The sequence below is a fragment of the Uliginosibacterium sediminicola genome (genome assembly GCF_039631295.1).
Classification (GTDB): Bacteria; Pseudomonadota; Gammaproteobacteria; order Burkholderiales; family Rhodocyclaceae; genus Viridibacterium; species Viridibacterium sediminicola.
Map to the genome: position 1 here is coordinate 537,886 of NZ_JBDIVE010000002.1, position 23,664 is coordinate 561,549.

Consider the following 23,664-nt stretch of genomic DNA (forward strand, 5'->3'; position numbering starts at 1 on the left):
CAGGGGGAATACCCGGAGGGAGGTCTCCCTCCGGGCAATGCTACTCACTCCAGCAGCTTACTTGCCGCCAGCGTAGAACCATTGTTGCAACAGGGTGGGGCCCGGCGTCGGGTAGGTCCAGCCCGACGGCATCTTTTCATACACGTTCTGCAGCTTGGCATTGCGCACAGCGGTTTCAACTGCAGGACGCACGGTACCGATCACTTCGAACTCGTTGGCAGCTTCTTGCAGAATCTGCTTGAACAGGGTGTCAGCTTCGGTTTGCGTCTTGGCAACTTGCCATTGGTCGAACCACTTCAGACGCTTTTCCATGCTCTCCGAGGGCTTTTCACCTTGCTTGCCGCCAGACAGGTAGTACTTGGTCCATTCGAGGCTCATGCGCGACTCTTGCGGGTGCCATGCAAGGTAAGCACGCGGATTGAAGGTTGCGTCCATACCGCCCGGGAAGACGTCGGTGCTGATGTCATAGTTGTTCTGAGCGGCACGGTCATAGAACAGCGTGCGTTCGGAAGACTGGATCACCAGCTCGATACCTGCCTTGGCCCATTGCTTGCGCACCAGGTCCAGGGTGTCGATCATCGTCGATTGAGCGATCTGTGCGATGGCGCCCAGGGACACGCGACCGCCATCCGGATACAGACGGAAACCGTCGCTATCCTTCTTGGTCAGGCCAAGCTTGTCGAACAGTTCGTTGGCACGCTTCAGATCGTGGTTCAGGTATTGCTTGCCGAGCTTCTCGTTGTACCACTTCGATTGCGGCAGCGGGCCGCTCTGCCAGGGCGTTGCCTGACCGAGGAACACGATGTCGTTGATTTCCTTGCGGTCGGTCGAGAGCGACAGCGCCTCACGGAAGTCATGGTTGCGGATCAGCTTGCGCAGCTTTTCGTTCTTGGTCGAATGATTCAGCCACAGACCGACAGCATTGGCGTTCACGTTTTCCGAGTTGAAAATCTTGTAGCCACCCTTGGCTTGATTTTCAGCCAGCACCGGACGGTTCTGGATACCCGAAATGTTACGCAGCTGGAAGTCGAGCTGGCCGTTGATGGCTGCCAGCACGATGGTTTCCGGCTCCGAGATCACTTGCAGCTGCAGGCGATCAATGTAGGGCAGTTGCTTGCCCGCAGCATCGACTTGCCAGAAGTACGGGTTACGTTCCAGCACGACCTTGGTGGCGCTGCCGCCATAGCCTTCCTTCACGATCCACGGATCCAGCGTGGGGCGCTCGGGGTTGTTCCAGCGAGCCGAGGACTCCAGATCACCACACTTCAGACGGAACAGCGTGCCCCAGTCCTTGGCCTTTTCCTTGGCAACCAATTCGTTGATCTGCGGGTTGTACTTCGGATGGAACTGACCGCAGTACTTCTTCTGCCACATCGTCGGATGCTGAGCGACCGGGGTTGCCAGCTGCTCAAGGAAGGAGATGTAGGGGCCAGCGAACTTGAACTTGACGGTGTAATCGTCAATCTTCGTCACTTCAGGCGCGGTGTCCTTCAGCGAGAACATCACCGGCAGAGCCGTGAAGAACTGCTTGTTGGCGACCAGATCGTTCATGTTGAACAGCACGTCATCCGCCGTGAAAGGCGTGCCATCCGACCACTTGGCGCCCTTGCGCAGCTTGAAGGTGTATTCAGAGGCATCGGCGCTGGTCGTCCAGCTTTCAGCCAGATTCGGCTCCACACCGTTGAAGTCCATTCTCCAGCGAACCAGGCCCTGATTGCCGACCAGACGCAGGATCGCGTTGTAGTCACCATTGCCGCGCAGAGCGGTGCGCAGAGTGCCGCCGTAGGTACCAATCTTGAACTGGCCGATCTTCGGATCGATCTTCAGAACTTCGGGTGCTACCGGCAGACGCTCGGCAACCGGCGGCAACTTCTTGTCTGCCACCAGCTTGTCCAGCATCGGTGCCTGCGTAAACGCAGCACTCGCAATAACCGGCATGGAGAGGACTGCCACAATTGCGGCGGTCATTCCCAGCGGTCGGGATGAATGGAATTTCATCGTATCCTCCTAAGGTTAAAATCAGGCTTCGCTCGCGGCCTGTCAGCCCCTGCCGACGCCACTTGTATGTCTGTGCAGCCGGGCGAATGCTACTACACTCAGCGGGCGGATCATACAAGTGCTCGGGAAGGTCAGACAAGCCGCGCAATGCCTTGCACTGCAACACTTCTGGCCGTTTTGCCGATCTGCTGACTACTCTGCAGCGCGGCTCTCTTAGAGCGTTTGCGAAACATCAACTCAGACTGAATTTCGCACCAACTTCGTACGAGTTTTCCCTAATTCACAGGAAAATGCGATGTGCAGTGCACAAATTGATGCCTTTGAACATTGCGCAGGTGGGCAGACCAGACTTAAGCCCTCCAGGCAAGCTCGTTTTCACTAACACCTGCGAAAGCCTAGAATTCCTTCAGAAGGGTCAGAGGCTGCCGATACATATGCAGTACGGTTCACATTGCGACCGGATCGTCACACCTGACAGGTGCTTACATGACCATGCTCGCTGCAAAGCCCGCAGACAGCCCGCGCACCCGCGTGCCGGACCCGGCTGAGGTCGGGCGGGATTTGCTGAAAAAGGAAGCGCCCATGCTCATCGCCATTGTTGACGACACCCCCGTCAATCTCATCGTGATGAAAAGCCTGGTGCTACGCCTGGGCGAGCACCAATGCGTGACCTTTGACGAGCCCTTGCCCGCCCTGGACTGGTGTTTGCAGAACAGTCCCGACCTGATCATCGTCGATTACATGATGCCCGGCATCGATGGCCTGGAGTTCATCCGGCGCTGTCGCAATGAAGAGCGCCTGCGCGACCAGCCGATCCTGATGGTCACCGCCGCGTCGGAGCGCGAAGTGCGCTATGCGGCACTCGAAGCCGGCGCGACCGACTTCCTGATCAAACCCATCGACAAATACGAATTCAATCCCCGCGTGCGCAACATGTTGCGCCTGCGCGCCAGCATGTCGGCCGTTTCACGTCGGGCTGACGAACTTGACCAGGAAGTCAAGAAAGCTGTCGAGGCGATTCACGCGCGCGAACACGAGACCGTCGTGCGCCTGGCCCGCGCCGCGGAATTCCGTGATCCGGAGACGGGCTCGCACATCGTGCGCATGGCGCAATACTCGGAGCTGATCGCACGATGCCTCGGCATGCCCGACGCGGAACGGGAGATGCTGCTGATCGCCGCGCCCATGCACGATGTCGGCAAGCTGGGCACGCCCGACCACATCCTGCTCAAAAGCGGCCGGCTGACGCCCGAAGAGCTGCTGGTGATGCGCGAACACGCCATGATCGGCTACGAGATCCTCAAGGACTCCACTTCGCCGGTGCTGCGCATGGCCGCCCAGATCGCCGCCTCGCATCACGAGAAGTTCGATGGCAGTGGTTACCCCTTCGGCCTGGCGGGCGAAGACATTCCCCTGATCGGGCGCATCGTCGCCGTCGCCGACGTCTTCGATGCCCTTACCTCGCAACGTCCCTACAAGCCTGCCTGGAGTCTGGAGCACGCGCGGGACTTCCTGCTGCAGGGGCGTGGTTCGCACTTCGATCCGCGCTGTGTCGATGAATTCCTCGGCGCCTGGGAAGAAGTGCTGCGTATTCATTCGCGCAACGCCGACTGAGCCTCGCCGCACAGGCCATGAGCAGACTTCGCGCCCTACTGCCCCGCACGCTGCAATTGCAGCTGATCCTGATCTTCACACTGCTGTTCGCCAGTTTCACGCTCGGCTGCATCCTCTACACCACGCATGATCAATACGTCATGCTGGAGCGAACCCTGATCGCCCAGGCGAACTCGCTGAGCCGTGGCCTGGCCGCGTCATCCGAACAAGCGCTGGCCACCGGCGAGGTGTGGCAACTACAGACGATCCTCAAGCAGGCCAGCCACTACCCCGGCCTGGAGCACATCGATCTGACTGATCCGGACGGCATCATCCTGTCCAGCCAAAGCTCGCCAAACAACCCGGGCGCCGCCGCCAAACCGAGGCTGCGCCTGCAAATCCCGGCACAACGTAGCGAATCGATACAGCATGAAGAAGGGCGTCGCCACGGCATCGACATCTGGATCCCGATCGGCGGCGAATCCAACCTGGGCTGGCTGCATACCCGCTTCAGCCTGTCCGTCGCCGACGAAGCACGCGAGCATCTGTACGAAGACAGTCTGTGGATCGGCCTCAGTGCGCTGATCCTGGCCAGCGGCGCCTTTGTGCTGCTCCTGCGCCGCCCGATGCAGCAACTCAAGGCGGCGACCGGATTTGCCGCCACCCTGGACGAAGCGCGCGGCGCCGTAGTCAATGCCGATTCCGGCGTCGACGACATCGACCGCCTGCTCGAAACCCTCAACCGCGCCTCGACCCGGCTGTTCGAACAGCAGCAGGAATTACGCCGCAGCGAAAAGCAGTTCCGCAACGTCGTCGAAGGCCTTTCCGAGCTGGTGTTCGAAACCGATACGGACCTCAACTGGACCTACCTGAACCCGGCCTGGACCGAGATCACCTGCTACAGCCTGAGCGAAGGCCTTGGCCATCCGGTACTCGACTTCATTCCCGCAGACGAAAAACCACGCATCTCGGCCTGCTTCAAACCGCTACGCGAGGGACACATCACCACGCTGCGCGATCAATTCCGCTACCTTGCCAAGGATGGCAGCGAGCGCACCATGGAAGTCTTTGCGCGGGCCCGGCGCGATGAACTCGGCAACTTTCTGGGCTATTCCGGCTCGATTACCGACATCTCGGACCGCAAGGCTGTCGAGCTGGCCATCCTGAGCGCCAAGGAAGCCGCTGAAAACGCCAACCAGGCCAAGAGCGATTTCCTGGCCAATATGAGCCATGAAATCCGCACGCCGATGAACGCCGTCATTGGCATGACCCAGCTGATGCTGGACACCGAACTGGACGCCCAGCAACGCGAATTCATGGAGCTGATCCAGAACTCGGCCGACTCACTACTGAGCATCATTGACGATGTGCTGGATTTCTCCAAGGTCGAATCCGGCCACATGCAATTCGAGCATACGCCGTTCAGCCTGCGTGAATACGTCGACAGCACGGTAGCTACGCTGCGCCAGCGCGCCAATAGCCAGGGACTGCAGCTGAGCAGCACCGTCGCCGAGGACATCCCCGACACCCTGCGTGGCGATCCGCACCGGCTGCGCCAGGTACTGCTCAACCTGCTCTCCAACGCGGTCAAGTTCACCGCGCAAGGCAGCGTCGCGGTCAGCGTGAGCATCGAATCGCACAGTGAAACGCAGATCCAGCTGCGCTTTGCGGTGAGTGACACCGGCATCGGCATCCCCGCCGACAAGGCTGACTACATTTTCGACAGCTTCTTCCAGGCCGACAGCTCAACCACGCGGCGCTATGGCGGCACCGGGCTCGGCCTGGCGATCTGCAAGCGCCTGGTCAGCGGCATGGGCGGACGTATCTGGGTCGACAGCCAGGCGGGCCAGGGCAGCACATTTTTCTTCACCGCGCAGTTGGGCATTGAAGATGTACTCAGCACACATCTGGACGTGCTGGACCTGGGCGACGCCAAGCCCGAACAGCACCTGAACCTGCTGCTGACCGAAGACAACCCGGTCAATCGCACGGTCGCCACGCACATGCTCGAGAGCCTAGGCCACCGCGTCAGTTGCGCCCACAATGGTCTGGAGTGCGTCGAGCGTTTGCGTGGCGAGCACCACTTCGATGCGGTACTGATGGACCTGCAAATGCCACTCATGGACGGCCTCACGGCCTGCCGCACGCTGCGCGAGGAAGCGCGCCGCGCCGGTCGCGCACGCCTACCGGTGATTGCGATGACCGCGCACGCTACCCAGGCTGATCAGGAACGCTGCATTGCGGCCGGCATGGACGGCTTCATCACCAAACCCGTGCTGCGCGACGCCTTGCGCGCCGAGCTGACGCGGGTACTCGGACATTCAACTGCTACGGCGACCACTCACATGACACCGATACCCGATACCACCGCACCGGATGCAGGCCCGGCTTTCGACCGCGCCTGGATGCTCGAACAGATCGGTCAGGACGAAGAGCTGATGCATGAGGTGATCGGCATTTTCCTGGGCAGCTACGAGGAGCTGGAAGGCCAGCTCACACGCGCCAGCAATGCCCAAGCACTGCGCGAGGCAGCGCATGCCATCAAGGGCGCAGTGAGTAACTTCGGCGCGCATGCAGCCGTGGCAGCTGCCTTGCAGCTGGAGCTTGCCGCCAAGGGCGGCAGCCAGCCCGCTGACGCTCTGGAACTGAGCCAGCAACTGCTGGCCGAAATGGGCCAACTCAAGCTTGAACTAGAGCTTGAGCAGTCCCAGGCGGCCAGCCGCTAAGCGCCTCAGAGACCTTCGGCCGCCTGACGGATCTCGTCAACACCGAGGTGGCGAACATCGCGGCCGCGCACCAGAAACACCACATGCTGCGCCACGTTCTTGGCGTGATCGCCGATGCGCTCGAGTGCCTTGGCGGCGAACAGGATGTCGATACTGCGCGAAATGGTGCGCGGATCTTCCATCATGTAGGTGATCAGCTGACGCATCACACCCTTGAATTCGCCATCGACATCCTTGTCCTGCGACACCACTTCGGCGGCAGCAATCACATCGAGGCGCGCCATCGAATCGAGCCCCTTGCGCAGCAGTTCGATGGCCAGATTACCCAGATGCTGCAATTGAACACGCGGCGTCGTGGCGATGGCATCCGGCGTGTGGATGGCGCGGGCCACCTTGGCGATCTTCTTGGCTTCATCGCCCACGCGCTCCAGATCGGTCACCACGCGTGACACGGCGAGGATAGAGCGCAGATCATTGGCCGCCGGCTGACGCTTGGCGATGATGTTGGCGCAAGCCTCGTCTAGGTCCACTTCCAGTTCATTGACGCGGCGATCATTCTCGATCACCCGGTCAATCGTCGCCTGGTCGCCGGTCAGCATACCTTCGAGCGCCTTGACGACCTGCAGCTCCACGTAACCGCCCATCTGCAGCACACGCGTACGAATGCTCTCAAGCTCGACGTCGTACTGGCGAACTGTGTGATCAGACATGTTGATCTCTCCTTGATGTGGCGTAACGGCTCCACACGGGAGCACAAAGCAGCCCAGTGTGCATCATCCGCATGACCGCAATATTTCAGTTCCGTAACATTGTGCGCACGCCCTGCGCCGTCGCCAGCAACAGCACATCGGCGGGACGCTGGGCAAAGATGCCGTTGGTGACGACACCGACGATATTGTTGAGCTGCGCCTCGAAGGCTTCCGGCTCGGTGATGCGCAGTCCGCGCACATCGACGATGGCATTGCCATTGTCGGTCACCACGCCGGCGCGCACGCTCGGCGTACCGCCCAGCGCAGTCAGCGCGCGCAAGACCTGGGCCGTAGCCATCGGGATCACTTCAATCGGCAGCGGAAAGGCGCCCAGCGTGTCCACCAGCTTGCTGCCGTCGCAAATACAGACGAAGCGCTGCGCCACCGCCGCGACAATTTTCTCGCGCGTCAGCGCCGCCCCGCCGCCCTTGACCATGCACAGGCGTCCGTCCACTTCATCAGCGCCATCGATATAGACCGACAGCTCGCTGACATCATTGAGATCGAACAGCGCAATACCGTGTGCGCGCAAACGGGCTGCGCTGGTTTCGGAACTGGCGACCGCACCACGGATGCGATCCTTCATCTGGGCCAGACCATCGATGAAGAAATTGGCGGTTGAGCCAGTGCCCACGCCGATGATCTGGCCCTCCGGCACATAAGCCAGGGCAGCGTTTGCAACAGAGCGTTTCAGATCATCCTGATTCATACACGACCTACATCAACTATGCGATGCTCGCATTGTAGTGGAAGCGCCGCATGCGCGAACGCAGGCAGCGCGACGAGACAACAACAGCAACCCCAAAACCGATGCGGAGGACTTCATGAGCTTGTTCGGACAACTGGCAGGTCAATTACTCAACAGCGCCCTCGGCGGCGGCGCCCAGCAAGGCGCCAGCCCCTTGCTGCAGATCGCAGCAAGCCTGCTGGAGAGCCAGGGCGGCCTCGGTGGCCTGTTGCAAAAATTCAATGCTGCAGGTCTGGGCGAACAAGCTGCGTCCTGGGTCAGCACAGGAGAGAATCTGCCCATCGACGCCAGCCAGCTGAGCCAGGCCCTGGGTCAAGGCACACTTGCCGATCTGGCAGGCCAGTTTGGCCTGCCGGCCGATCAGGTCTCGGGCGGACTGGCGCAGCTGCTGCCCAAGCTGATCGACAAAGTCACCCCGAACGGCAGCACCGAGGGCTCGGAAGCGCTGATCCAGCAAGGGCTCAGCCTGCTCGGCGGGCTGCTCGGCAAAACAGCCTGAACATAGCAGGCAAAAAAACGGCGCGGTTACCCGCGCCGTTTCTCATACTACGTGAAACAAACGCCTCAGCGCTCGATGGCCATTGCCACGCCCATGCCACCACCAATGCACAGCGTTGCAAAACCCTTCTTGACATCACGACGCTGCATTTCGTGCAACAAGGTGACCAGGATGCGGCAGCCTGAAGCACCAATCGGGTGACCCAGCGCAATCGCCCCGCCATTGACGTTGATCTTTTCGGGATTCCAGCCCAGCTCCTTGTTGACCGCCAGCGCCTGCGCGGCGAAGGCTTCATTGCCCTCGATCAGGTCGGGCGTATCGATGGTCCAGCCAGCTTTTTGCAGCGCGCGACGCGAAGCCGGAGCCGGGCCGATGCCCATGATCGCAGGGTCGACACCTGCCGTGGCGTAGCTGGCGATCACGCCGAGGATCGGCAGACCCAGCGCACGCGCCTTCGACTCAGTCATCACCATCACGGCAGCTGCGCCGTCGTTGATACCTGAGGCATTCCCTGCTGTCACCGTCCCGGCCTTGTCGAAAGCCGGGCGCAAGGCGGCCAGCGATTCGACCGTGGTCCCCGCCTTGATGTACTCGTCGCTGTCAAAAACGGTATCGCCTTTCTTGCCGGGGATCACCACCGGCACGATCTCGTCCTTGAACTTGCCAGCCTTCTGCGCAGCCTCAGCCTTCTGTTGCGAGCCAGCCGAAAAAGCATCCTGCTCTTCGCGCGTCAGACCGTATTTCTTGGCCAGATTTTCAGCCGTCACACCCATGTGATACTGGTTATAGATGTCCCACAGCCCATCGTGCACCATGGTGTCGACGAGCTTTGCGTCGCCCATGCGGAAGCCATCACGCGAGCCATTGAGCACATGCGGACTGGCCGACATGTTTTCCTGACCACCGGCGATGACGATCTCGGCATCACCGCTCTTGATCGCCTGCGCGGCCAGCATCACGGCGCGCAAACCCGAGCCGCAGACCATATTGATGGTCATCCCCGGCACACCTTCGGGCAGACCAGCGCGAATCACCGCCTGGCGCGCAGGGTTTTGCCCGACACCGGCCGTCAGCACCTGCCCCAGCAGCACATCGCTCACCTGCTCCGGCGCCACGCCGGTACGCGCCAACAAGGCGCGAATGACCGTCGCGCCCAGCTCAGCCGCGGGCACCTTGGCCAGAGATCCACCAAATTTGCCTACTGCTGTTCGTGCTGCACCAACAATAACAACGTTTTCCATGATCTCTCCTGATCGGACTTAAGCCTGCAAGCATCTTAACCCAAGCCATTGCATGCGCGCAGCGAGGGGATTTCCAGTATGTCGCGCAGATGACACGTCATGACACTGCAACAATCGGTCCAGAAAATGCCGCCATGCCTCGCGTACGGACCGTTTTCCTGTCGGACATCCATCTCGGCACTCGCGCTTGTCAGGCCGAGCGCTTGCTGGACTTTCTCCGCGAACACCCCGCTGATCATGTTTTCCTGATCGGCGACATCATCGATTTCTGGGCCATGAAGCGCTCGATCAGCTGGAGCACCGCGCAAAACACCGTGGTGCAAAAGCTGCTGCGGCGCGCGCGTCACGGCGAAGCGGTGACCTTCATCCCGGGCAATCACGACGAAGCCTTGCGCGCTTACTGCGGCACTGACTTCGGCGGCATCCGTGTCGAACGCGAATGGGTGCACCAGCTGGCCGATGGCAAGCGCTTCCTGTTGGTGCATGGCGACGAATACGATCAGGTCACGCGCTACCACAAGTGGGTCGCCATCCTTGGCGACATTGCCTACAACCTGCTGGTGCGCATCAATATCTGGCTATCCTGGCTGCGGCGGCAACTCGGTCTGTCGGGTTACTGGTCGCTGGCCGGCTATGCCAAGCGCAAGGTCAAAACAGCACTGCAGTTCATCTTCGACTTCGAGGAAAGCGTCGTGCACAGCGCACGCGCACGCGGACTTGACGGCGTCATCTGTGGCCACATCCACTGGGCGGCGATCCGCGAAATGAATGGGCTCACCTACGTCAATTGTGGCGACTGGGTCGATAGCTGTACCGGCATCGTCGAGCATCTGGACGGCCGTCTCGAACTGGTGAGCTGGATCTCGGCCACCGTAGCGGAACACTCACTCGAAGAAGCGCTCGCTGGAGAATCCTGAATGCGCGTACTGATGTTGTCCGATGTGTACTTCCCACGCGTCAATGGCGTATCGACCGCAATCCAGACCTATCGCCGCCAGCTCTCGCGGATTGGCATCGACAGCGTACTGGTCGCCCCGCATTACGGTAACGAAGCGGCGGAAGCCGATGTCCATCGCCTGCCCTCGTGGAGCGTGCCGATGGACCGCGAAGACCGCTTCGTGCGCCCCGATCACTTCAAGGCGGCAGCACTGGAAGCCGCACGCGATTGCGACATCATCCATATCCAGACGCCGTTCTGCGCGCATGGCGCCGGCATCAAGGCCGCACGCACGCTGAATCGGCCGGTGCTGGCCAGCTACCACACGCTGTTCGAGGAATACCTGCACCACTACGCGCCAGCCGTTCCTGCGTCATGGCTGCGTGGCCTGGCGCGCATGATCTCGCGCCAGCAATGCAATGCGCTGGATGCCGTCATCGTTCCCTCCTCGCCGATGCTGCAACGCCTGCAGTCCTACGGCGTCGCACGGCCGATGCATATCCTGCCCACCGGCATCCCGCTGCGCAGCTTTGCCGGTGGCATGCGGGAGCGCTTCCGCGCGCATTACCAGATCGAAGCGGATCGCCCGGTTGCGCTGTATGTCGGTCGCGCCGCCCACGAGAAGAACATCGACTTCCTGATCGAAGCGCTGCGCCATGCCTTGCAGAAAAAACCCCGCCTGCTGCTGCTCATCGCCGGCGAAGGCCCGGCCCTCGAACACTTGCGCGACAAAGCGCAGACCCTGGGCCTGAACGATTCGATACGCTTTGTCGGCTACCTTGATCGCGACAGCGAACTGCCCGACTGCTACGCGGCGGCAGACGTCTTTGTCTTCGCCTCACGCACCGAAACCCAAGGCTTGGTGCTGCTCGAAGCGATGGCCGCTGGCTTGCCGGTGATCGCCCTGGCCGAGATGGGCACCTGCGACATCCTCACCGCCGCATCGGGCGCCATCGCACCGGTGGCGCAGGAAGAAGCCTTCGCACAAGCGCTGGTGCGCGTGATCGGCGATCCCGCCTTGCAAACCGAGATGCGCGAGAAAGGGCGCCAGTGGGCGGCACAGTGGTCCGATGCTGCACTGACAGAAAAGCTGGCGGACTTGTACCGCTCGCTGCTGTCCCAGAGAATAAACGAGCCAGACTTGGCCAAACGCGCAGCACATGCCTGATCAACAGGCGTCCCCTACGGAGAACACATGGAAAGCCCGTTCAAAGGCAAGACAGGCCTGACCCGCCTGTTCAATGCCCTGCACTACTCGATTGATGGTTTGCGCGATGCCTATCGCCTTGAAGACGCCTTCCGGCAAGAGGTCCTGCTGGCCATCATCCTCATCCCGCTGGCGATCTGCCTGCCGGTCTCCGGCGTCGCCCATGCGCTGATGATCGGCAGCGTGCTGCTGGTGCTGATCGTCGAACTGATCAACTCGGCCGTCGAAGCCACCGTCGACCGCGTCGGCCTGGAACACCACCGTCTCTCCAAACGCGCCAAGGACATCGGCAGCGCGGCCGTGCTGGTCGCCCTCGTCAATGTCATCGCGGTATGGAGCTGTGTGATTTTTGGAGAACTCATCAGATGAACCGTCCTCTGCGCATCTCCCTCGTCACCGAAACCTGGCCCCCCGAAGTCAACGGCGTTGCGATGACGGTCTCGCGGCTGGTCGAGGGATTGCGCGAGCGCGGGCATCAAGTCCAGGTGGTGCGCCCACGCCAACGCAGCGACGGCGCAACGCAGCCGGACACGCAGCGGCCGGATGTGTTGATGCCCGGCCTGCCGCTACCCGGCTACAACGGCTTGCAATTCGGCCTGCCCGCCGGGCGCAGCTTGCGCCGGCTGTGGGAAAGTGATCGGCCGGATGTCGTACATGCCGTCACCGAAGGCCCGCTGGGCTGGTCGGCACTCAGCCAGGCACGCGCACTGCGCCTGCCGATCACATCGAGCTACCACACGCATTTCGATGGCTACAGCAAGCACTATGGCGCTGGCATCATCGGCCCGGTGATTGGCGCGGTACTGCGCCGCTTTCACCGCCGCACTCTATCGACCATGGCACCGACCCGCGTGCTCGTCGACAGCCTCAGCCGCGCCAAGGTGCCCGGTGCGCGCCTGCTCGGCCGTGGGGTCGATGTCGAACTGTTCCAGCCCGCCCGTCGTAGCCAGGCACTGCGCGAGCGCTGGGGCGCGGGCGATGAGGACCTGGTGGTGCTCAACGTCGGACGCCTGGCCGCAGAAAAGAATCTCAAACTCGCAGCCCGCGCCTTCGAAGCGATTCTTGCCAAGCATCCGCGCGCAAAAATGGTGTGGGTCGGTGACGGCCCTTCGCGTGCAACGCTGGCCAAACAGTTCCCCGCGCATGTGTTCACCGGCGCCAAGCGTGGTGAAGAGCTGGCTACGCATTACGCCAGCGCCGACATCTTTCTCTTCCCAAGCCTCACCGAAACTTATGGCAATGTCGTGCCCGAGGCGATGGCCAGCGGCCTGGCAGTGGTGTCGTACCACGACGCAGCAGCGGCCGAATTGATCAGCTCCGGCGTCCACGGCCTCACCGTAGCTGCCGGTGACGAGCAGGCCTTCGTCGCTGCTGCCGTGCAGATGGCTGACGACAGTGCCCTGCGCCACACGGCTCGCATCGCTGCGCGCGCGCGCGTCGAGCCGATCACTTGGGAGGCCGTCATTAGCGAATTCGAAAGCGTGCTGCGCGCCGCCTCGCGCGGTGAGCTGAAGCCCGACTAAGCATGTAAAACCGGATTAATCCTGAAATGTCAGCCTGCGCGCGCCTCACGCATCAAGCTTTTCACTTCCTCCACCGTTCGCAACTGTCCACCTAGATGCATAACAGCGTGGCAGTTCGGACAAACGGGAATCAAGTCGGCTATTGGATCAACCAAGTAGGCTGATCCAATAAGTGATAAGGGAACGAGGTGATGCACATGTATAAATCCGCGCGCGCACTCACCGTACACCGCCTCAAAATCAAATCCACAAACACTGCATGCATAACCATGATGACGCAAACAAGCTAAGCGTGCGTCTGGATTACGCTCGTATTCATTAAGCACGAGAACACGAGTAGCTCCTTCTAGGAATTGAGCACTCCGCCCTTCAAGCCTCTCTGCTAATGGCTGCGGAACAACAGCACGACCGGGACGCAAGTCACCGGAAGACTTGACAGCCTCTATATCTTTAAAAGTCGCTCGATAATTTTCAGGACTTAATTTGCATAGACGGCTTCTTCGCACATGCTGAAAGTGTGCCGCCACACCACCCGAAGCACGCGCTCGAAGAGGTCTTACCGGCTCGCCACATTCGACACAAAAAAATAATGCGCTGGCCGACCCGGCCTCTTTTCGCATATCTCGTATTTCGATGGCTCGCTCAATAGAAATTAAAGCTCCCTCGAACAAACACATCTGGGTTGCATTTCCCATAATGCCCTCGCAACGAGACACCTACTTTTAGTAGAACGCTCAAACAAAAGGCTGCCCGAGAGCAGCCTTTTGTTTGCCAAGTAACTTCGCCGATTACTTCTTTCGCATCGGCGGCAAGTCGGTACAAGTCCCTTCAAACACCTCCGCCGCCATGCCGATCGACTCACCCAAGGTGGGGTGCGGGTGGATGGTCTTGGCGATATCGACCGGGTCGGCACCCATTTCGATCGCCAGCGCCACTTCACCGATCATGTCGCCTGCGTTGGGGCCGACGATGCCGCCGCCGATCACGCGATGCGTCTCTTCATCGAAGATCAGCTTGGTAAAACCATAATCGCAACCATTTGCCACGGCGCGACCAGAAGCCGCCCACGGGAACTTGCCAACGCCAATCTTGCGGCCTGCGGCCTTGGCTTCGGCTTCCGTCACGCCCACCCAGGCCACTTCCGGCTCGGTGTAGGCCACGCCCGGAATGACCGAGGCATCGAAGAAGCGCTTCTGTCCCGCTGCGACTTCTGCCGCCACGTGGGCTTCATGCACGCCCTTGTGCGCCAGCATCGGCTGACCGACGATGTCGCCGATGGCGAAGATGTGCGGCACATTGGTGCGCTGCTGCTTGTCGACCGGGATGAAGCCACGGTCGGTCACCAGCACGCCAGCCTTCTCGGCGCTGATCTTCTTGCCATTCGGGCTACGGCCCACGGCCACCAGCACGAGGTCGTACTTCTGCTCGTCGGCCGGCGCCTGCTCACCTTCGAACTTGACGAGGATGCCATCCGGGCGAACCGTGACGCCGACCGTGCGCGTCTTCAGCATGATCTTGTCAAAGCGGTGCAGGTTCTGCTTTTCCCAGACCTTGACGAGGTCGCGATCCGGGCCGGCCATCAGACCGTCAGCCATTTCGACGACGTCGATACGTGCGCCCAGGGTGGAATACACCGTGGCCATTTCCAGGCCGATGATGCCACCGCCGATGACCAGCATGCGCTTGGGAATCTGGCGCAATTCGAGTGCGCCGGTGGAGTCCACGATGCGCGGATCTTCGGGCACGAAGGGCAGCTTCACGACCGAGGAGCCCGCCGCGATGATGCACTTCTGGAACTTGATCACCTTCTTCTCGCCAGTGCGCGTCTGGCCTTCGCCAGCCGTCGCCTCGACCTCCAGATGGTAGGCATCGAGGAAGTTGCCGTAGCCACGCACAACTTCAACCTTGCGTGCCTTGGCCATGCCAGCCAGGCCCGTGCTCATCTTGGTGATGACCTTTTCCTTGTGGGCACGCAGGCGGTCGATGTCGACCTTGGGCGAGTCGAAGGTCACGCCGACGTCTGCAAAGTGCGAAGCCTCGTCGATGACATTGGCCACGTGCAGCAGCGCCTTGGAAGGAATACAACCGACATTCAGACACACGCCGCCGAGCGTTGCGTAGCGCTCCACCAGCACCGTCTTCATGCCCAGGTCGGCCGAGCGGAAGGCGGCCGAATAGCCGCCAGGGCCGGCGCCGAGTACCAGCATGTCGGTTTCGATATCCACCTTGCCACTGTAGCTGCCCGCCGCGCCGGGCGCGCTGGCAGGTGCGGCAGCAGCCGGAGCGGCCGGTGCCGCAGCGGGCGCTGCAGGCTTGGGCGCTTCAGCCGGTGCGCCCGCGACGGCGTCGACGATCAGCAGCACCGAACCTTCGGCCACACGGTCACCGACCTTGACGACGATCTGCTTGATCACGCCTGCCGTGGTCGACGGCACTTCCATCGTCGCCTTGTCGGACTCGAGCGATGCGATCGGATCATCGACACTGATGGTATCGCCAGGCTTGACGAAAACCTCAATGACGGGGACATCCTTGAAGTCGCCGATATCGGGGACTTTCACTTCAACGAGTTGGCTCATCTTTTCTCCTGGGGCCAAGGCCAGCACCGCGTCGGGCGTGCGCTAGCTTGCTGCACATCACCGGCGGCGCCTTGACGCCTAGCTCATCAATTTTGAGGAACGGGGAACGCGCGGGGATCGCGGCGGCGTCAAACACAGCGCCGGCATCCTGGCTCGCGCCCCGTTTCCTTCGTCCTTACAGCAGTACGCGACGGAAGTCCTGCAGCACGCCCGCGAAGTAGGCATTGAAGCGTGCGGCTTCGGCCCCATCGATGACGCGGTGATCCCAGGACAGCGACAGCGGCAGGATCAGGCGCGGCACGAACTGCTTGCCGTCCCACACCGGACGCGTCGCCGACTTGCAGACGCCCATGATCGCCACTTCCGGCGCGTTGATGATCGGCGTGAAGTAGGTGCCGCCAATGCCGCCCAGCGAGCTGATCGAGAAGCAACCGCCCTGCATCTGGTCCGGCTTGAGCTTGCCGTCGCGCGCCAGCTTGGCCAGCTCGCCCATTTCCTTGGCGATCTCGACCACGCCCTTCTTGTCCGCGTCCTTGATCACCGGCACCATCAGGCCATTCGGCGTATCTGCCGCGAAGCCGATGTTGTAGTACTGCTTGAAGATCAGGTTGTCGCCATCGAGCGAGGCATTGAAGCTGGGGAATTTCTTCAGCGCAGCCACGGCAGCCTTGATCATGAAGGCCAGCATGGTGAGCTTGGTACCGCTCTTCTCCAGCTCCTTGTTCATCTGCACACGGAAGGCTTCCAGATCGGTAATGTCCGCGTCGTCATGATTGGTGACGTGCGGGATGACCACCCAGTTGCGGTGCAGATTGGCGCCGGAAATCTTCTTGATGCGCGACAGCGGCTTGGTTTCGATGGCGCCGAACTTGCTGAAATCAACCTTCGGCCAGGGCAGCAGGTTGAGCTCGCCACCACCGCTGGCGGCGGCCGGTGCGGCGCTGACGGCACCGGACGCGACCTGGGCCATCACGCCCTTGACGAAGTTCTGCACGTCCGATTGCAGGATGCGGCCCTTCGGACCCGTACCCGGCACGCGGCTGACATCAACGCCCAACTCACGCGCGAACTGGCGCACCGAGGGGCTGGCGTGTGCCTTGCCGGCCGGCGCAGTGGCCACTGCCGGCGCGGCGACAGGAGCCGCCACCGGAGCGGGTGCAGGCGCGGCCACCGCAGCAGGTGCCGCAGCAGGCGCTGCGACCGGAGCAGGCGCAGGCGCGGCAGCTGCCGGTGCAGCACCCGCCGCTTCGACCACCACCACGACGGCGCCTTCGCCGACGCGATCACCGACCTTGACCTTGATTTCCTTGACGATACCGCCGCTGGACGCCGGCACTTCCATCGTCGCCTTGTCGGATTCCAGCGCCACCAGCGGTGCATCCGCCGCAATGCTGTCGCCGACCTTGACGAAAATCTCGATGACCGGAACGTCCTTGAAGTCACCGATGTCCGGCACCTTCAGTTCAACCAGACCACCCGCGCTTGCCGCTGCCGGCGCTGCCACCGGAGCAGGTGCAGGCGCTGCAGCCACCGGAGCGGGCGCGCTGGGCGCCGGCGCAGCAGCAGCCGGTGCAGGAGCAGCGGCGGCCGCCGCCGCTTCGAGGAGCATCACCAGTGCACCTTCGCCGACGCGATCACCAAGCTTGACGCGCAGCTCCTTGACCACGCCGGCAGCCGGGCTGGGCACATCCATGGTGGCCTTGTCGGACTCGAGGGTCAGCAGGGCGTCGTCCGCCTTCACGGTATCGCCGACCTTGACGAAGATCTCGATGACAGGCACATCCTTCAAATCCCCGATGTCGGGGATTTTGACTTCGATGAGTTGACTCATATCTTTTTCCTAGCGAGGAGCGAGGAGTGAGGCGCGAGAAGCCTGGCATGCGCTCGGTCAGGCCGAGACGCATGCACAGCGCAGGCGCCTCGCTCATCACACGGTCATGGGGTTCGGCTTGTTGGCGTCCAGTTCGTACTTGGCGATGGCCTCGGCGAGCTTGGCGCGCTCGATCTTGCCTTCATCCGCCAGTGCGGTCAGTGCCGCCAGGGCGACCCAGCGACGATCCACTTCGAAGTGGTTACGCAGCGCCTCACGCGTATCGGAGCGGCCAAAGCCGTCAGTACCCAGCACCACATACTTGCCCGGCACGTAGGGACGAATCTGCTCGGCGTAGAGGCGGATGTAGTCGGTGGCCACGATGACCGGACCTTGTGCATCCTTGAGCTTGGCTTCGACATGCGAGACGCGCTTCTCTTCGAGCGGGTGCAACATGTTCCAGCGCGCAGCGTCCTGACCGTCACGCGCCAGCTCGTTGAAGCTCGGTGCGCCCCAGATGTCGGCTTCGACACCCCAGTCGTTCTTGAGCAGCTCGGCGGCGGCGATGACTTCGCGGAAGATCGTGCCCGAACCCAGCAGCTGAACGCGCGGGCCCTTGCTCTTGGCGCCGTCCTTGAACTTGTAGAGACCCTTGATGATGTCGGCCTCAACACCGGCCGGCATCTCGGGATGCTCGTAGTTCTCGTTCATGACGGTGATGTAGTAGTACACATCTTCCTGCTCGGCATACATGCGGCGCAGGCCGTCCTGGAAGATCACCGCGACTTCGTAGGAGAAGGTCGGGTCGTAGCTCTTGCAGTTCGGGATGGTGTGCGCCAGCACATGCGAGTGGCCGTCTTCGTGCTGCAGACCTTCGCCGTTGAGCGTGGTGCGGCCAGCCGTACCACCGATCAGGAAGCCGCGTGCGCGCGAGTCGCCAGCCGCCCAGCACAGGTCCATGGTGCGCTGCAGACCGAACATCGAGTAGAAGATGTAGAACGGGATCATCGGCACGCCGTGCACCGAGTAGGCCGTTGCGGCGGCGATCCAGTCAGCCATGGCGCCGGCTTCGTTGATGCCGTCCTGCAGCACCTGACCGTCCACCGTTTCCTTGTAGAACATCAGCTGGTCATGGTCTTGCGGCACGTATTGCTGACCTTGCTGGTTCCAGATGCCGTACTGGCGGAACATGCCTTCGATACCGAAGGTGCGCGACTCATCCACGACGATGGGCACCACGTTCTTGCCGATCTGCTTGTCCTTGAGCAGCATGTTGAAGATGCGTGCGATCGACTGCGTGGTCGAGATTTCGCGGCCTGCGCCAGACGCCTTGAGCAGCGCGTCGAAGGCCGGCAGCTCGGGCACCGGCAGCGCAGCGCTCTTGGCGCGGCGTGCCGGCAGATAGCCACCGAGTTCCTGGCGGCGGGCGCGCATGTATTCGAGTTCGGGCGAACCTTCCTCGAACTTGATATAGGGCATCGAATCGAGGTCGGCATCGGCCACCGGGATGTTGAAGCGATCACGGAAGGCGCGCAGCGAATCCGAGGTCATCTTCTTGGTCTGGTGACTGGTGTTCTGCGCTTCACCCGACTCGCCCATGCCGAAGCCCTTGATGGTCTTGGCGAGGATCAGGGTCGGCTGACCCTTGTGCTCGACGGCTGCCTTGTAGGCGGTGAAGATCTTGAACATGTCATGGCCGCCGCGGTTCAGGCGCCAGATATCGTCGTCGGTCCAGTCCGCAACGAGAGCCTTCAGCTCAGGCGTGTTGAAGAAGTTCTCGCGCACATAGGCGCCGTTCTTCGACTTGTAGGTCTGGTATTCGCCGTCGACCACTTCGAGCATGCGCGCCTTGAGGATGCCCTTGGTGTCGCGTGCAAACAGCGCGTCCCAGTGGGTGCCCCAGATCAGCTTGACGACATTCCAGCCCGCGCCGCGGAATTCGGCTTCGAGTTCCTGGATGATCTTGCCGTTGCCGCGCACCGGACCGTCGAGGCGCTGCAGGTTACAGTTGATGATGAAGATCAGGTTGTCGAGCTTCTCGCGACCGGCCACGCCAATGGCGCCGAGCGACTCGACTTCGTCCATTTCGCCGTCGCCCATGAAGGCCCAGACCTTGCGGCCGGCCGTCTTGGCCACGCCACGCGAGTCCAGATACTTCATGAAACGCGCTTGGTAGATCGCCTGCAGCGGGCCCAGACCCATCGACACGGTCGGGAATTGCCAGAAGTCAGGCATCAGCCAGGGGTGCGGATAGGACGACAAGCCCTTGCCGCCGGCTTCCTGACGGAAGTTGTCGAGCTGCTCTTCGGTCAGGCGACCGAGCAGGAAGGCGCGCGCGTAGATACCGGGAATCGAATGGCCCTGGAAGAAGACCAGATCGCCACCGTGTTCGCCGTGCGGTGCATTCCAGAACCAGTTGAAGCCCACGTCGTAGAGCGAAGCCGATGAGGCGTAGGAAGCGATGTGGCCGCCAACATTGGTGTGCTTGTTGGCACGCACCACCATGGCCATGGCGTTCCAGCGCAGGTAGGCCTGGATGCGTTCTTCGATGGCCAGATCGCCCGGGTACTTGGGCTGCTGGCTGGTCGGAATGGTATTGAGGTAAGCCGTCGTGGCGCTGTAAGGGGTGTCGATGCCTTCCTCGCGCGCGGCGTCAACGAGGCGTTCGATCAGGTAATGCGCCCGCTCGGGACCTTCATGCGAAATCACTGCACCGAGTGCATCCAGCCATTCCTTCGTCTCTTGCGCATCCGGATCGGACTGCAGGAGCACGTGAGGCATCTCTGCCATCTTGCTTCTCCTCTGTGGGCGTTGATTATCCGACCGGGCCGGGGGAAGCCCATGAACGGACGTTACGTTTCATCCAGCGGCCAATCCGCTGACCAAGCATGTGCTGCACGTCAAGAAACCATGTCATCATCATGACAACGGTTGGGTGACCGGTGATACTGCGCGCTCGCCAAAACGGGCCGCGCCGCGACCCAAGCCGCAAAATAACGCAATTCCCGGTACTGCCGACGCTCGTCGATTTCACAATATAAAACACTAATCCACGCTATGCAACAGGCTTTTGACTCGAAAGAAGAGAACTTTCTTTTACGAAACAATATGTTGCGGCGCAACATGAAAATTGGATGCTGCAAACAGCCCCGCAGCAAACAACAAAAACACAGCAAACACACGAAGTTGCGCACTCAGGCATAAAATCGCGGACTAATCACTTACCGACAGCCACGTGGCGCGCTTCGAATGCCTACTCCCAGATCGCAGAGCAAACCTGCAGAACGGATCTTGCCGCTGGAAGAGCAGACCAGTAACGCTCGCGAAATCCGCGCGCCCGCTCTGTCACTGGTGATCATCGGCATCGCCATCCTGATCGGCCTGATCTGGATCACCAACCGTTCGCTCAGCACCGCAGGCGACGCACATAACGACGCACTTTCGCTGCTGCTGATCCTCTCGCTGCTGGCGGTAGCGGGCTGGAGCCTATGGACGGCGCGCGAACAGCAACGCCGCCTGGCCTCCATCGCCGATGAGCGCGACCAGATATTCGCCTTGTCACTGGACCTTCTCTGCGTGCTGGGCCTCGACGGACGCGTACGCCGCGCCAATCCGGCGTTTCTCAACGTGCTGGGACAGCGGCCCGACCATCTCCCCGAAAAATCACTGCTCAGCCTGGTCCATCCGGACGATGCGCAGATCGTGCTGGCCGCCCTGCACCAGCTGTCCAGTGGCCGCGCCAGCAACTTCGAAGTGCGTTGCCGCTGCGGTGATGGCAGCTACAAATGGCTGTCATGGAGCGCCAACCCGGTACGTGGCGAAGGGCGCATCTACGCAGTGGCGCACGATGTCTCGGCACGCCGCGTGACCGAAGACGCCCTGCGTGCCGAGACCGCCTTCCGCAAAGCCATGGAGGAATCGGTGTCGACGGGCTTGCGTGCGATCGATCTGAGCGGGCGCATCATCTACGTCAATCGCGCCTTCTGCGAGCTGACTGGACGCAGCGCCGACGAGCTGATCAACTCCTCGCCACCTTTTGCCTACTGGCCAGAAGAAGAACACAAGGAGAACTGGCACAAGCTCGCCCTATGCCTGTCGGGCAAGGCGCCGCGCGAAGGCTTCGAAAGCCGCATCCGCCGCGCCAATGGCGAAACCCTGGACGTGCGCCTGCACGAATCCCCGCTGGTCGACGCCAAGGGCGTGCAGACCGGCTGGATGTCGGCGATGACCGACATCACCGAATCGCGCCGCGCCCGCGGCCACCTCGAAGCCTCGTACGAACGTTTCACCGCCGTGCTCGACGGTCTGGACGCTGCTGTCTATGTGGTAGACGTAGCCAGCAACGAGGTGCTGTATGCCAACCGTGCCTTCCTGCGCCGCAAGGACGATAGCGAAATCCTCGGCCACGACGGCCTGGCCATCCCGCGCCCGGAGCTCGGCGACTATCTGATCGATCCGCGCAACCTGAGCCACGAACAATTGCCGCGCGAACTCTTCGATGGCGAGCTGCAGCATCCGGTCACCGGACACTGGTTCCACTTGCGCGAGCGCGCCACACTCTGGGTGGACGGCCGCATCGTGCGCCTGGCGGTGGCCACCGACATCTCCGAGCTCAAGCGCATCGAGGCGCTCAACCGCGAACAGGAAGCGCGCCTGGCACGCACCTCGCGCCTGATCACCATGGGTGAAATGGCCTCAACCCTGGCGCACGAGCTGAACCAGCCGCTGGCGGCGATCGCCAACTACGCCAAGGGCTGCGTCAACCGCCTCAACAGCGGCAGCTACAAGCACGAGGACATCCTCGGTGCGATGGAAAAAGCCAACGCACAGGCCGCGCGCGCCGGCCACATCGTGCGCCGCGTGCGCGACTTCGTGCGCAAGAGCGAACCCAAGCGCAGTGCCGTCTCGCTCATCGGCATTGCCGAAGATGCGCTGGGCATTGCCGAAATCGAAGCGCAACGCCTCGGCGTACGTATCGAATCGCGCATCGACCCAGCGCTACCCGCCGTCTATGCTGACCGCATCATGGTTGAACAAGTGCTGCTCAACCTCGTCAAGAATGCCGCCGAAGCCGAAATTGACCAGCCGCCGGAACGCCGTCACGTACTCGTCACCGCCACCTTGCAGAACGATTTCATCGAAATCGCCGTCACGGACCAGGGCCACGGCGTCGATGTTGCAGACCAGGAACGCCTGTTCTCTGCCTTCTTCACCACCAAGGCAGAAGGCATGGGCATGGGCCTGAATATTTGCCGTTCGATCATTGAATTCCACAATGGCCGTCTCTGGGTTGACCCAAACCCGGCGGGCGGGAGTATCTTCAAGTTTACTTTGCCGCTGGAGAATCATCTTGAGCCTGAATCCGTCGCGAAACATTGAAGCAGCCGCCTTTGAACAACCGGTGCACATCATCGATGATGACGAAGCGCTACGTGACTCGCTGGTCTGGTTACTGGAATCCACCGGCCTCAAGGTCGCCTCCTATCCTTCAGCGGAAGCCTTCCTGAAAGTCTGGACACCGCAACTGCGCGGCTGCCTGGTACTCGATATCCGCATGCCCGGCATGAGCGGTCTGGAACTGCATGAAAAGCTCAACAGCATGCACTCGACCCTGCCGGTGATCTTCATCACCGGCCACGGCGATGTGCCGATGGCAGTCACTGCGCTCAAGAAAGGCGCTTTCGATTTCATCGAAAAGCCTTTCCACGACCAGGACATGCTCAATCTCATCGAACAGTGCCTGGAGCGTGACCGCGCTGAGCAGGATCAGCGCCGCCAAGGCGCCGAGGCGCAACGCCGCATCGATCAGCTGACGCCGCGTGAACGCGAAGTGCTGGAGCTGATCGTCGCTGGCCGTCTCAACAAGCAGATTGCCGATGACCTGGGCATTTCAATCAAGACTGTTGAAGTGCACCGCGCCCGCGTCATGGAGAAAATGAGCGCTGACTCACTGGCTGAACTGGTGCAATCGGTTCTCCACGCTCGCGGCGAAACAGCCAGCAGCTGAGTGCCCGAGAGGCCGGCTTGTGACACCGTGCAACCCATGACAAGATC

17 protein-coding genes are annotated in these 23,664 nt (G+C 61.5%); 9 read left to right on the forward strand and 8 right to left on the reverse strand.

Features of this window, described 5'->3' with window-relative positions:
* Window positions 1-57 precede the first annotated feature (57 nt).
* Entirely contained in the window at window positions 58-1,899 is a 1,842-nt protein-coding gene (locus ABDB84_RS06370; protein ID WP_345918860.1) for an ABC transporter substrate-binding protein, read from the reverse strand.
* A gap of 681 nt (window positions 1,900-2,580) precedes the next feature.
* Between ABDB84_RS06370 and ABDB84_RS06375 the strand changes: the two genes are divergently transcribed.
* On the forward strand, window positions 2,581-3,612 hold the full coding sequence (locus tag ABDB84_RS06375) for an HD domain-containing phosphohydrolase (RefSeq protein WP_345918861.1): 1,032 nt from the start codon (window positions 2,581-2,583) through the stop codon (window positions 3,610-3,612).
* A 17-nt stretch (window positions 3,613-3,629) separates the two neighbouring features.
* The gene (locus ABDB84_RS06380; protein ID WP_345918862.1) at window positions 3,630-6,317 is read left to right on the forward strand and encodes a hybrid sensor histidine kinase/response regulator; all 2,688 of its coding nucleotides are present in this window, start codon (window positions 3,630-3,632) and stop codon (window positions 6,315-6,317) included.
* 5 nt (window positions 6,318-6,322) lie between these two features.
* Here the strand turns inward: ABDB84_RS06380 and phoU are convergent, their stop codons facing one another.
* Both phoU and rpiA read right to left on the reverse strand, forming a co-directional pair.
* Window positions 6,323-7,027 (reverse strand): phosphate signaling complex protein PhoU, encoded by a 705-nt coding sequence (phoU, locus tag ABDB84_RS06385; protein ID WP_345918863.1) that lies wholly within the window; start codon window positions 7,025-7,027, stop codon window positions 6,323-6,325.
* Between the two features lie 85 nt (window positions 7,028-7,112).
* On the reverse strand, window positions 7,113-7,775 hold the full coding sequence (gene rpiA / locus ABDB84_RS06390; RefSeq protein WP_345918864.1) for a ribose-5-phosphate isomerase RpiA: 663 nt from the start codon (window positions 7,773-7,775) through the stop codon (window positions 7,113-7,115).
* Window positions 7,776-7,812: 37 nt separating this feature from the next.
* Between rpiA and ABDB84_RS06395 the strand changes: the two genes are divergently transcribed.
* Window positions 7,813-8,313 (forward strand): YidB family protein, encoded by a 501-nt coding sequence (locus ABDB84_RS06395; protein ID WP_428715074.1) that lies wholly within the window; start codon window positions 7,813-7,815, stop codon window positions 8,311-8,313.
* Between the two features lie 65 nt (window positions 8,314-8,378).
* On the opposite strand, the gene ABDB84_RS06400 is transcribed toward ABDB84_RS06395, so the two are convergent.
* On the reverse strand, window positions 8,379-9,554 hold the full coding sequence (locus ABDB84_RS06400; protein ID WP_345918866.1) for an acetyl-CoA C-acetyltransferase: 1,176 nt from the start codon (window positions 9,552-9,554) through the stop codon (window positions 8,379-8,381).
* A 134-nt stretch (window positions 9,555-9,688) separates the two neighbouring features.
* Here ABDB84_RS06400 and ABDB84_RS06405 point away from each other — a divergent pair, with 134 nt between their 5' ends.
* From ABDB84_RS06405 to ABDB84_RS06420, 4 genes are read left to right on the forward strand one after another with little or no spacing between them, the layout of a single operon-like run.
* Window positions 9,689-10,471, forward strand: a complete 783-nt coding sequence (locus ABDB84_RS06405) for a UDP-2,3-diacylglucosamine diphosphatase (RefSeq protein ID WP_345918867.1) — start codon at window positions 9,689-9,691, stop codon at window positions 10,469-10,471.
* Window positions 10,472-11,659 (forward strand): glycosyltransferase, encoded by a 1,188-nt coding sequence (locus ABDB84_RS06410; RefSeq protein ID WP_345918868.1) that lies wholly within the window; start codon window positions 10,472-10,474, stop codon window positions 11,657-11,659.
* 27 nt (window positions 11,660-11,686) lie between these two features.
* Complete coding sequence (locus tag ABDB84_RS06415) at window positions 11,687-12,067, forward strand: diacylglycerol kinase (RefSeq protein ID WP_345918869.1); 381 nt, start codon at window positions 11,687-11,689, stop codon at window positions 12,065-12,067.
* A complete protein-coding gene (locus ABDB84_RS06420; RefSeq protein ID WP_345918870.1) occupies window positions 12,064-13,221 on the forward strand; it encodes a glycosyltransferase family 4 protein in 1,158 nt (385 codons plus the stop codon). The genes ABDB84_RS06415 and ABDB84_RS06420 overlap by 4 nt, the downstream gene beginning before the upstream one ends.
* Window positions 13,222-13,250: 29 nt before the next feature.
* On the opposite strand, the gene ABDB84_RS06425 is transcribed toward ABDB84_RS06420, so the two are convergent.
* The 4 genes from ABDB84_RS06425 to aceE all read right to left on the reverse strand — a co-directional run bounded on the left by ABDB84_RS06425 (window position 13,251) and on the right by aceE (window position 20,400).
* Window positions 13,251-13,916: an HNH endonuclease gene (locus tag ABDB84_RS06425; protein WP_345918871.1), complete on the reverse strand. Its 666-nt coding sequence runs from the start codon at window positions 13,914-13,916 to the stop codon at window positions 13,251-13,253.
* Window positions 13,917-14,009: 93 nt separating this feature from the next.
* Window positions 14,010-15,800: a dihydrolipoyl dehydrogenase gene (lpdA, locus tag ABDB84_RS06430; RefSeq protein WP_345918872.1), complete on the reverse strand. Its 1,791-nt coding sequence runs from the start codon at window positions 15,798-15,800 to the stop codon at window positions 14,010-14,012.
* Window positions 15,801-15,975: 175 nt separating this feature from the next.
* Window positions 15,976-17,631: a dihydrolipoyllysine-residue acetyltransferase gene (gene aceF / locus ABDB84_RS06435; protein WP_345918873.1), complete on the reverse strand. Its 1,656-nt coding sequence runs from the start codon at window positions 17,629-17,631 to the stop codon at window positions 15,976-15,978.
* Window positions 17,632-17,727: 96 nt separating this feature from the next.
* Window positions 17,728-20,400 (reverse strand): pyruvate dehydrogenase (acetyl-transferring), homodimeric type, encoded by a 2,673-nt coding sequence (aceE, locus tag ABDB84_RS06440; RefSeq protein ID WP_345918874.1) that lies wholly within the window; start codon window positions 20,398-20,400, stop codon window positions 17,728-17,730.
* Between the two features lie 459 nt (window positions 20,401-20,859).
* Here aceE and ABDB84_RS06445 point away from each other — a divergent pair, with 459 nt between their 5' ends.
* Complete coding sequence (locus ABDB84_RS06445; protein ID WP_345918875.1) at window positions 20,860-22,989, forward strand: PAS domain-containing sensor histidine kinase; 2,130 nt, start codon at window positions 20,860-20,862, stop codon at window positions 22,987-22,989.
* Window positions 22,961-23,617, forward strand: a complete 657-nt coding sequence (locus ABDB84_RS06450) for a response regulator transcription factor (RefSeq protein WP_345918876.1) — start codon at window positions 22,961-22,963, stop codon at window positions 23,615-23,617. The genes ABDB84_RS06445 and ABDB84_RS06450 overlap by 29 nt, the downstream gene beginning before the upstream one ends.
* The last annotated feature ends 47 nt before the right edge of the window (window positions 23,618-23,664 follow it).

Coding starts and splice junctions, on each gene's coding strand:
- ABDB84_RS06370 (WP_345918860.1), bottom strand. CDS start 1,899: ATGCTGGACAAGCTGGTGGCAGACAAGAAGTTGCCGCCGGTTGCCGAG.
- ABDB84_RS06375 (WP_345918861.1), top strand. CDS start 2,581: ATGCTCATCGCCATTGTTGACGACACCCCCGTCAATCTCATCGTGATG.
- ABDB84_RS06380 (WP_345918862.1), top strand. CDS start 3,630: ATGAGCAGACTTCGCGCCCTACTGCCCCGCACGCTGCAATTGCAGCTG.
- phoU (WP_345918863.1), bottom strand. CDS start 7,027: ATGTCTGATCACACAGTTCGCCAGTACGACGTCGAGCTTGAGAGCATT.
- rpiA (WP_345918864.1), bottom strand. CDS start 7,775: ATGAATCAGGATGATCTGAAACGCTCTGTTGCAAACGCTGCCCTGGCT.
- ABDB84_RS06400 (WP_345918866.1), bottom strand. CDS start 9,554: ATGGAAAACGTTGTTATTGTTGGTGCAGCACGAACAGCAGTAGGCAAA.
- ABDB84_RS06405 (WP_345918867.1), top strand. CDS start 9,689: ATGCCTCGCGTACGGACCGTTTTCCTGTCGGACATCCATCTCGGCACT.
- ABDB84_RS06410 (WP_345918868.1), top strand. CDS start 10,472: ATGCGCGTACTGATGTTGTCCGATGTGTACTTCCCACGCGTCAATGGC.
- ABDB84_RS06415 (WP_345918869.1), top strand. CDS start 11,687: ATGGAAAGCCCGTTCAAAGGCAAGACAGGCCTGACCCGCCTGTTCAAT.
- ABDB84_RS06420 (WP_345918870.1), top strand. CDS start 12,064: ATGAACCGTCCTCTGCGCATCTCCCTCGTCACCGAAACCTGGCCCCCC.
- ABDB84_RS06425 (WP_345918871.1), bottom strand. CDS start 13,916: ATGGGAAATGCAACCCAGATGTGTTTGTTCGAGGGAGCTTTAATTTCT.
- lpdA (WP_345918872.1), bottom strand. CDS start 15,800: ATGAGCCAACTCGTTGAAGTGAAAGTCCCCGATATCGGCGACTTCAAG.
- aceF (WP_345918873.1), bottom strand. CDS start 17,631: ATGAGTCAACTCATCGAAGTCAAAATCCCCGACATCGGGGATTTGAAG.
- aceE (WP_345918874.1), bottom strand. CDS start 20,400: ATGGCAGAGATGCCTCACGTGCTCCTGCAGTCCGATCCGGATGCGCAA.
- ABDB84_RS06445 (WP_345918875.1), top strand. CDS start 20,860: ATGCCTACTCCCAGATCGCAGAGCAAACCTGCAGAACGGATCTTGCCG.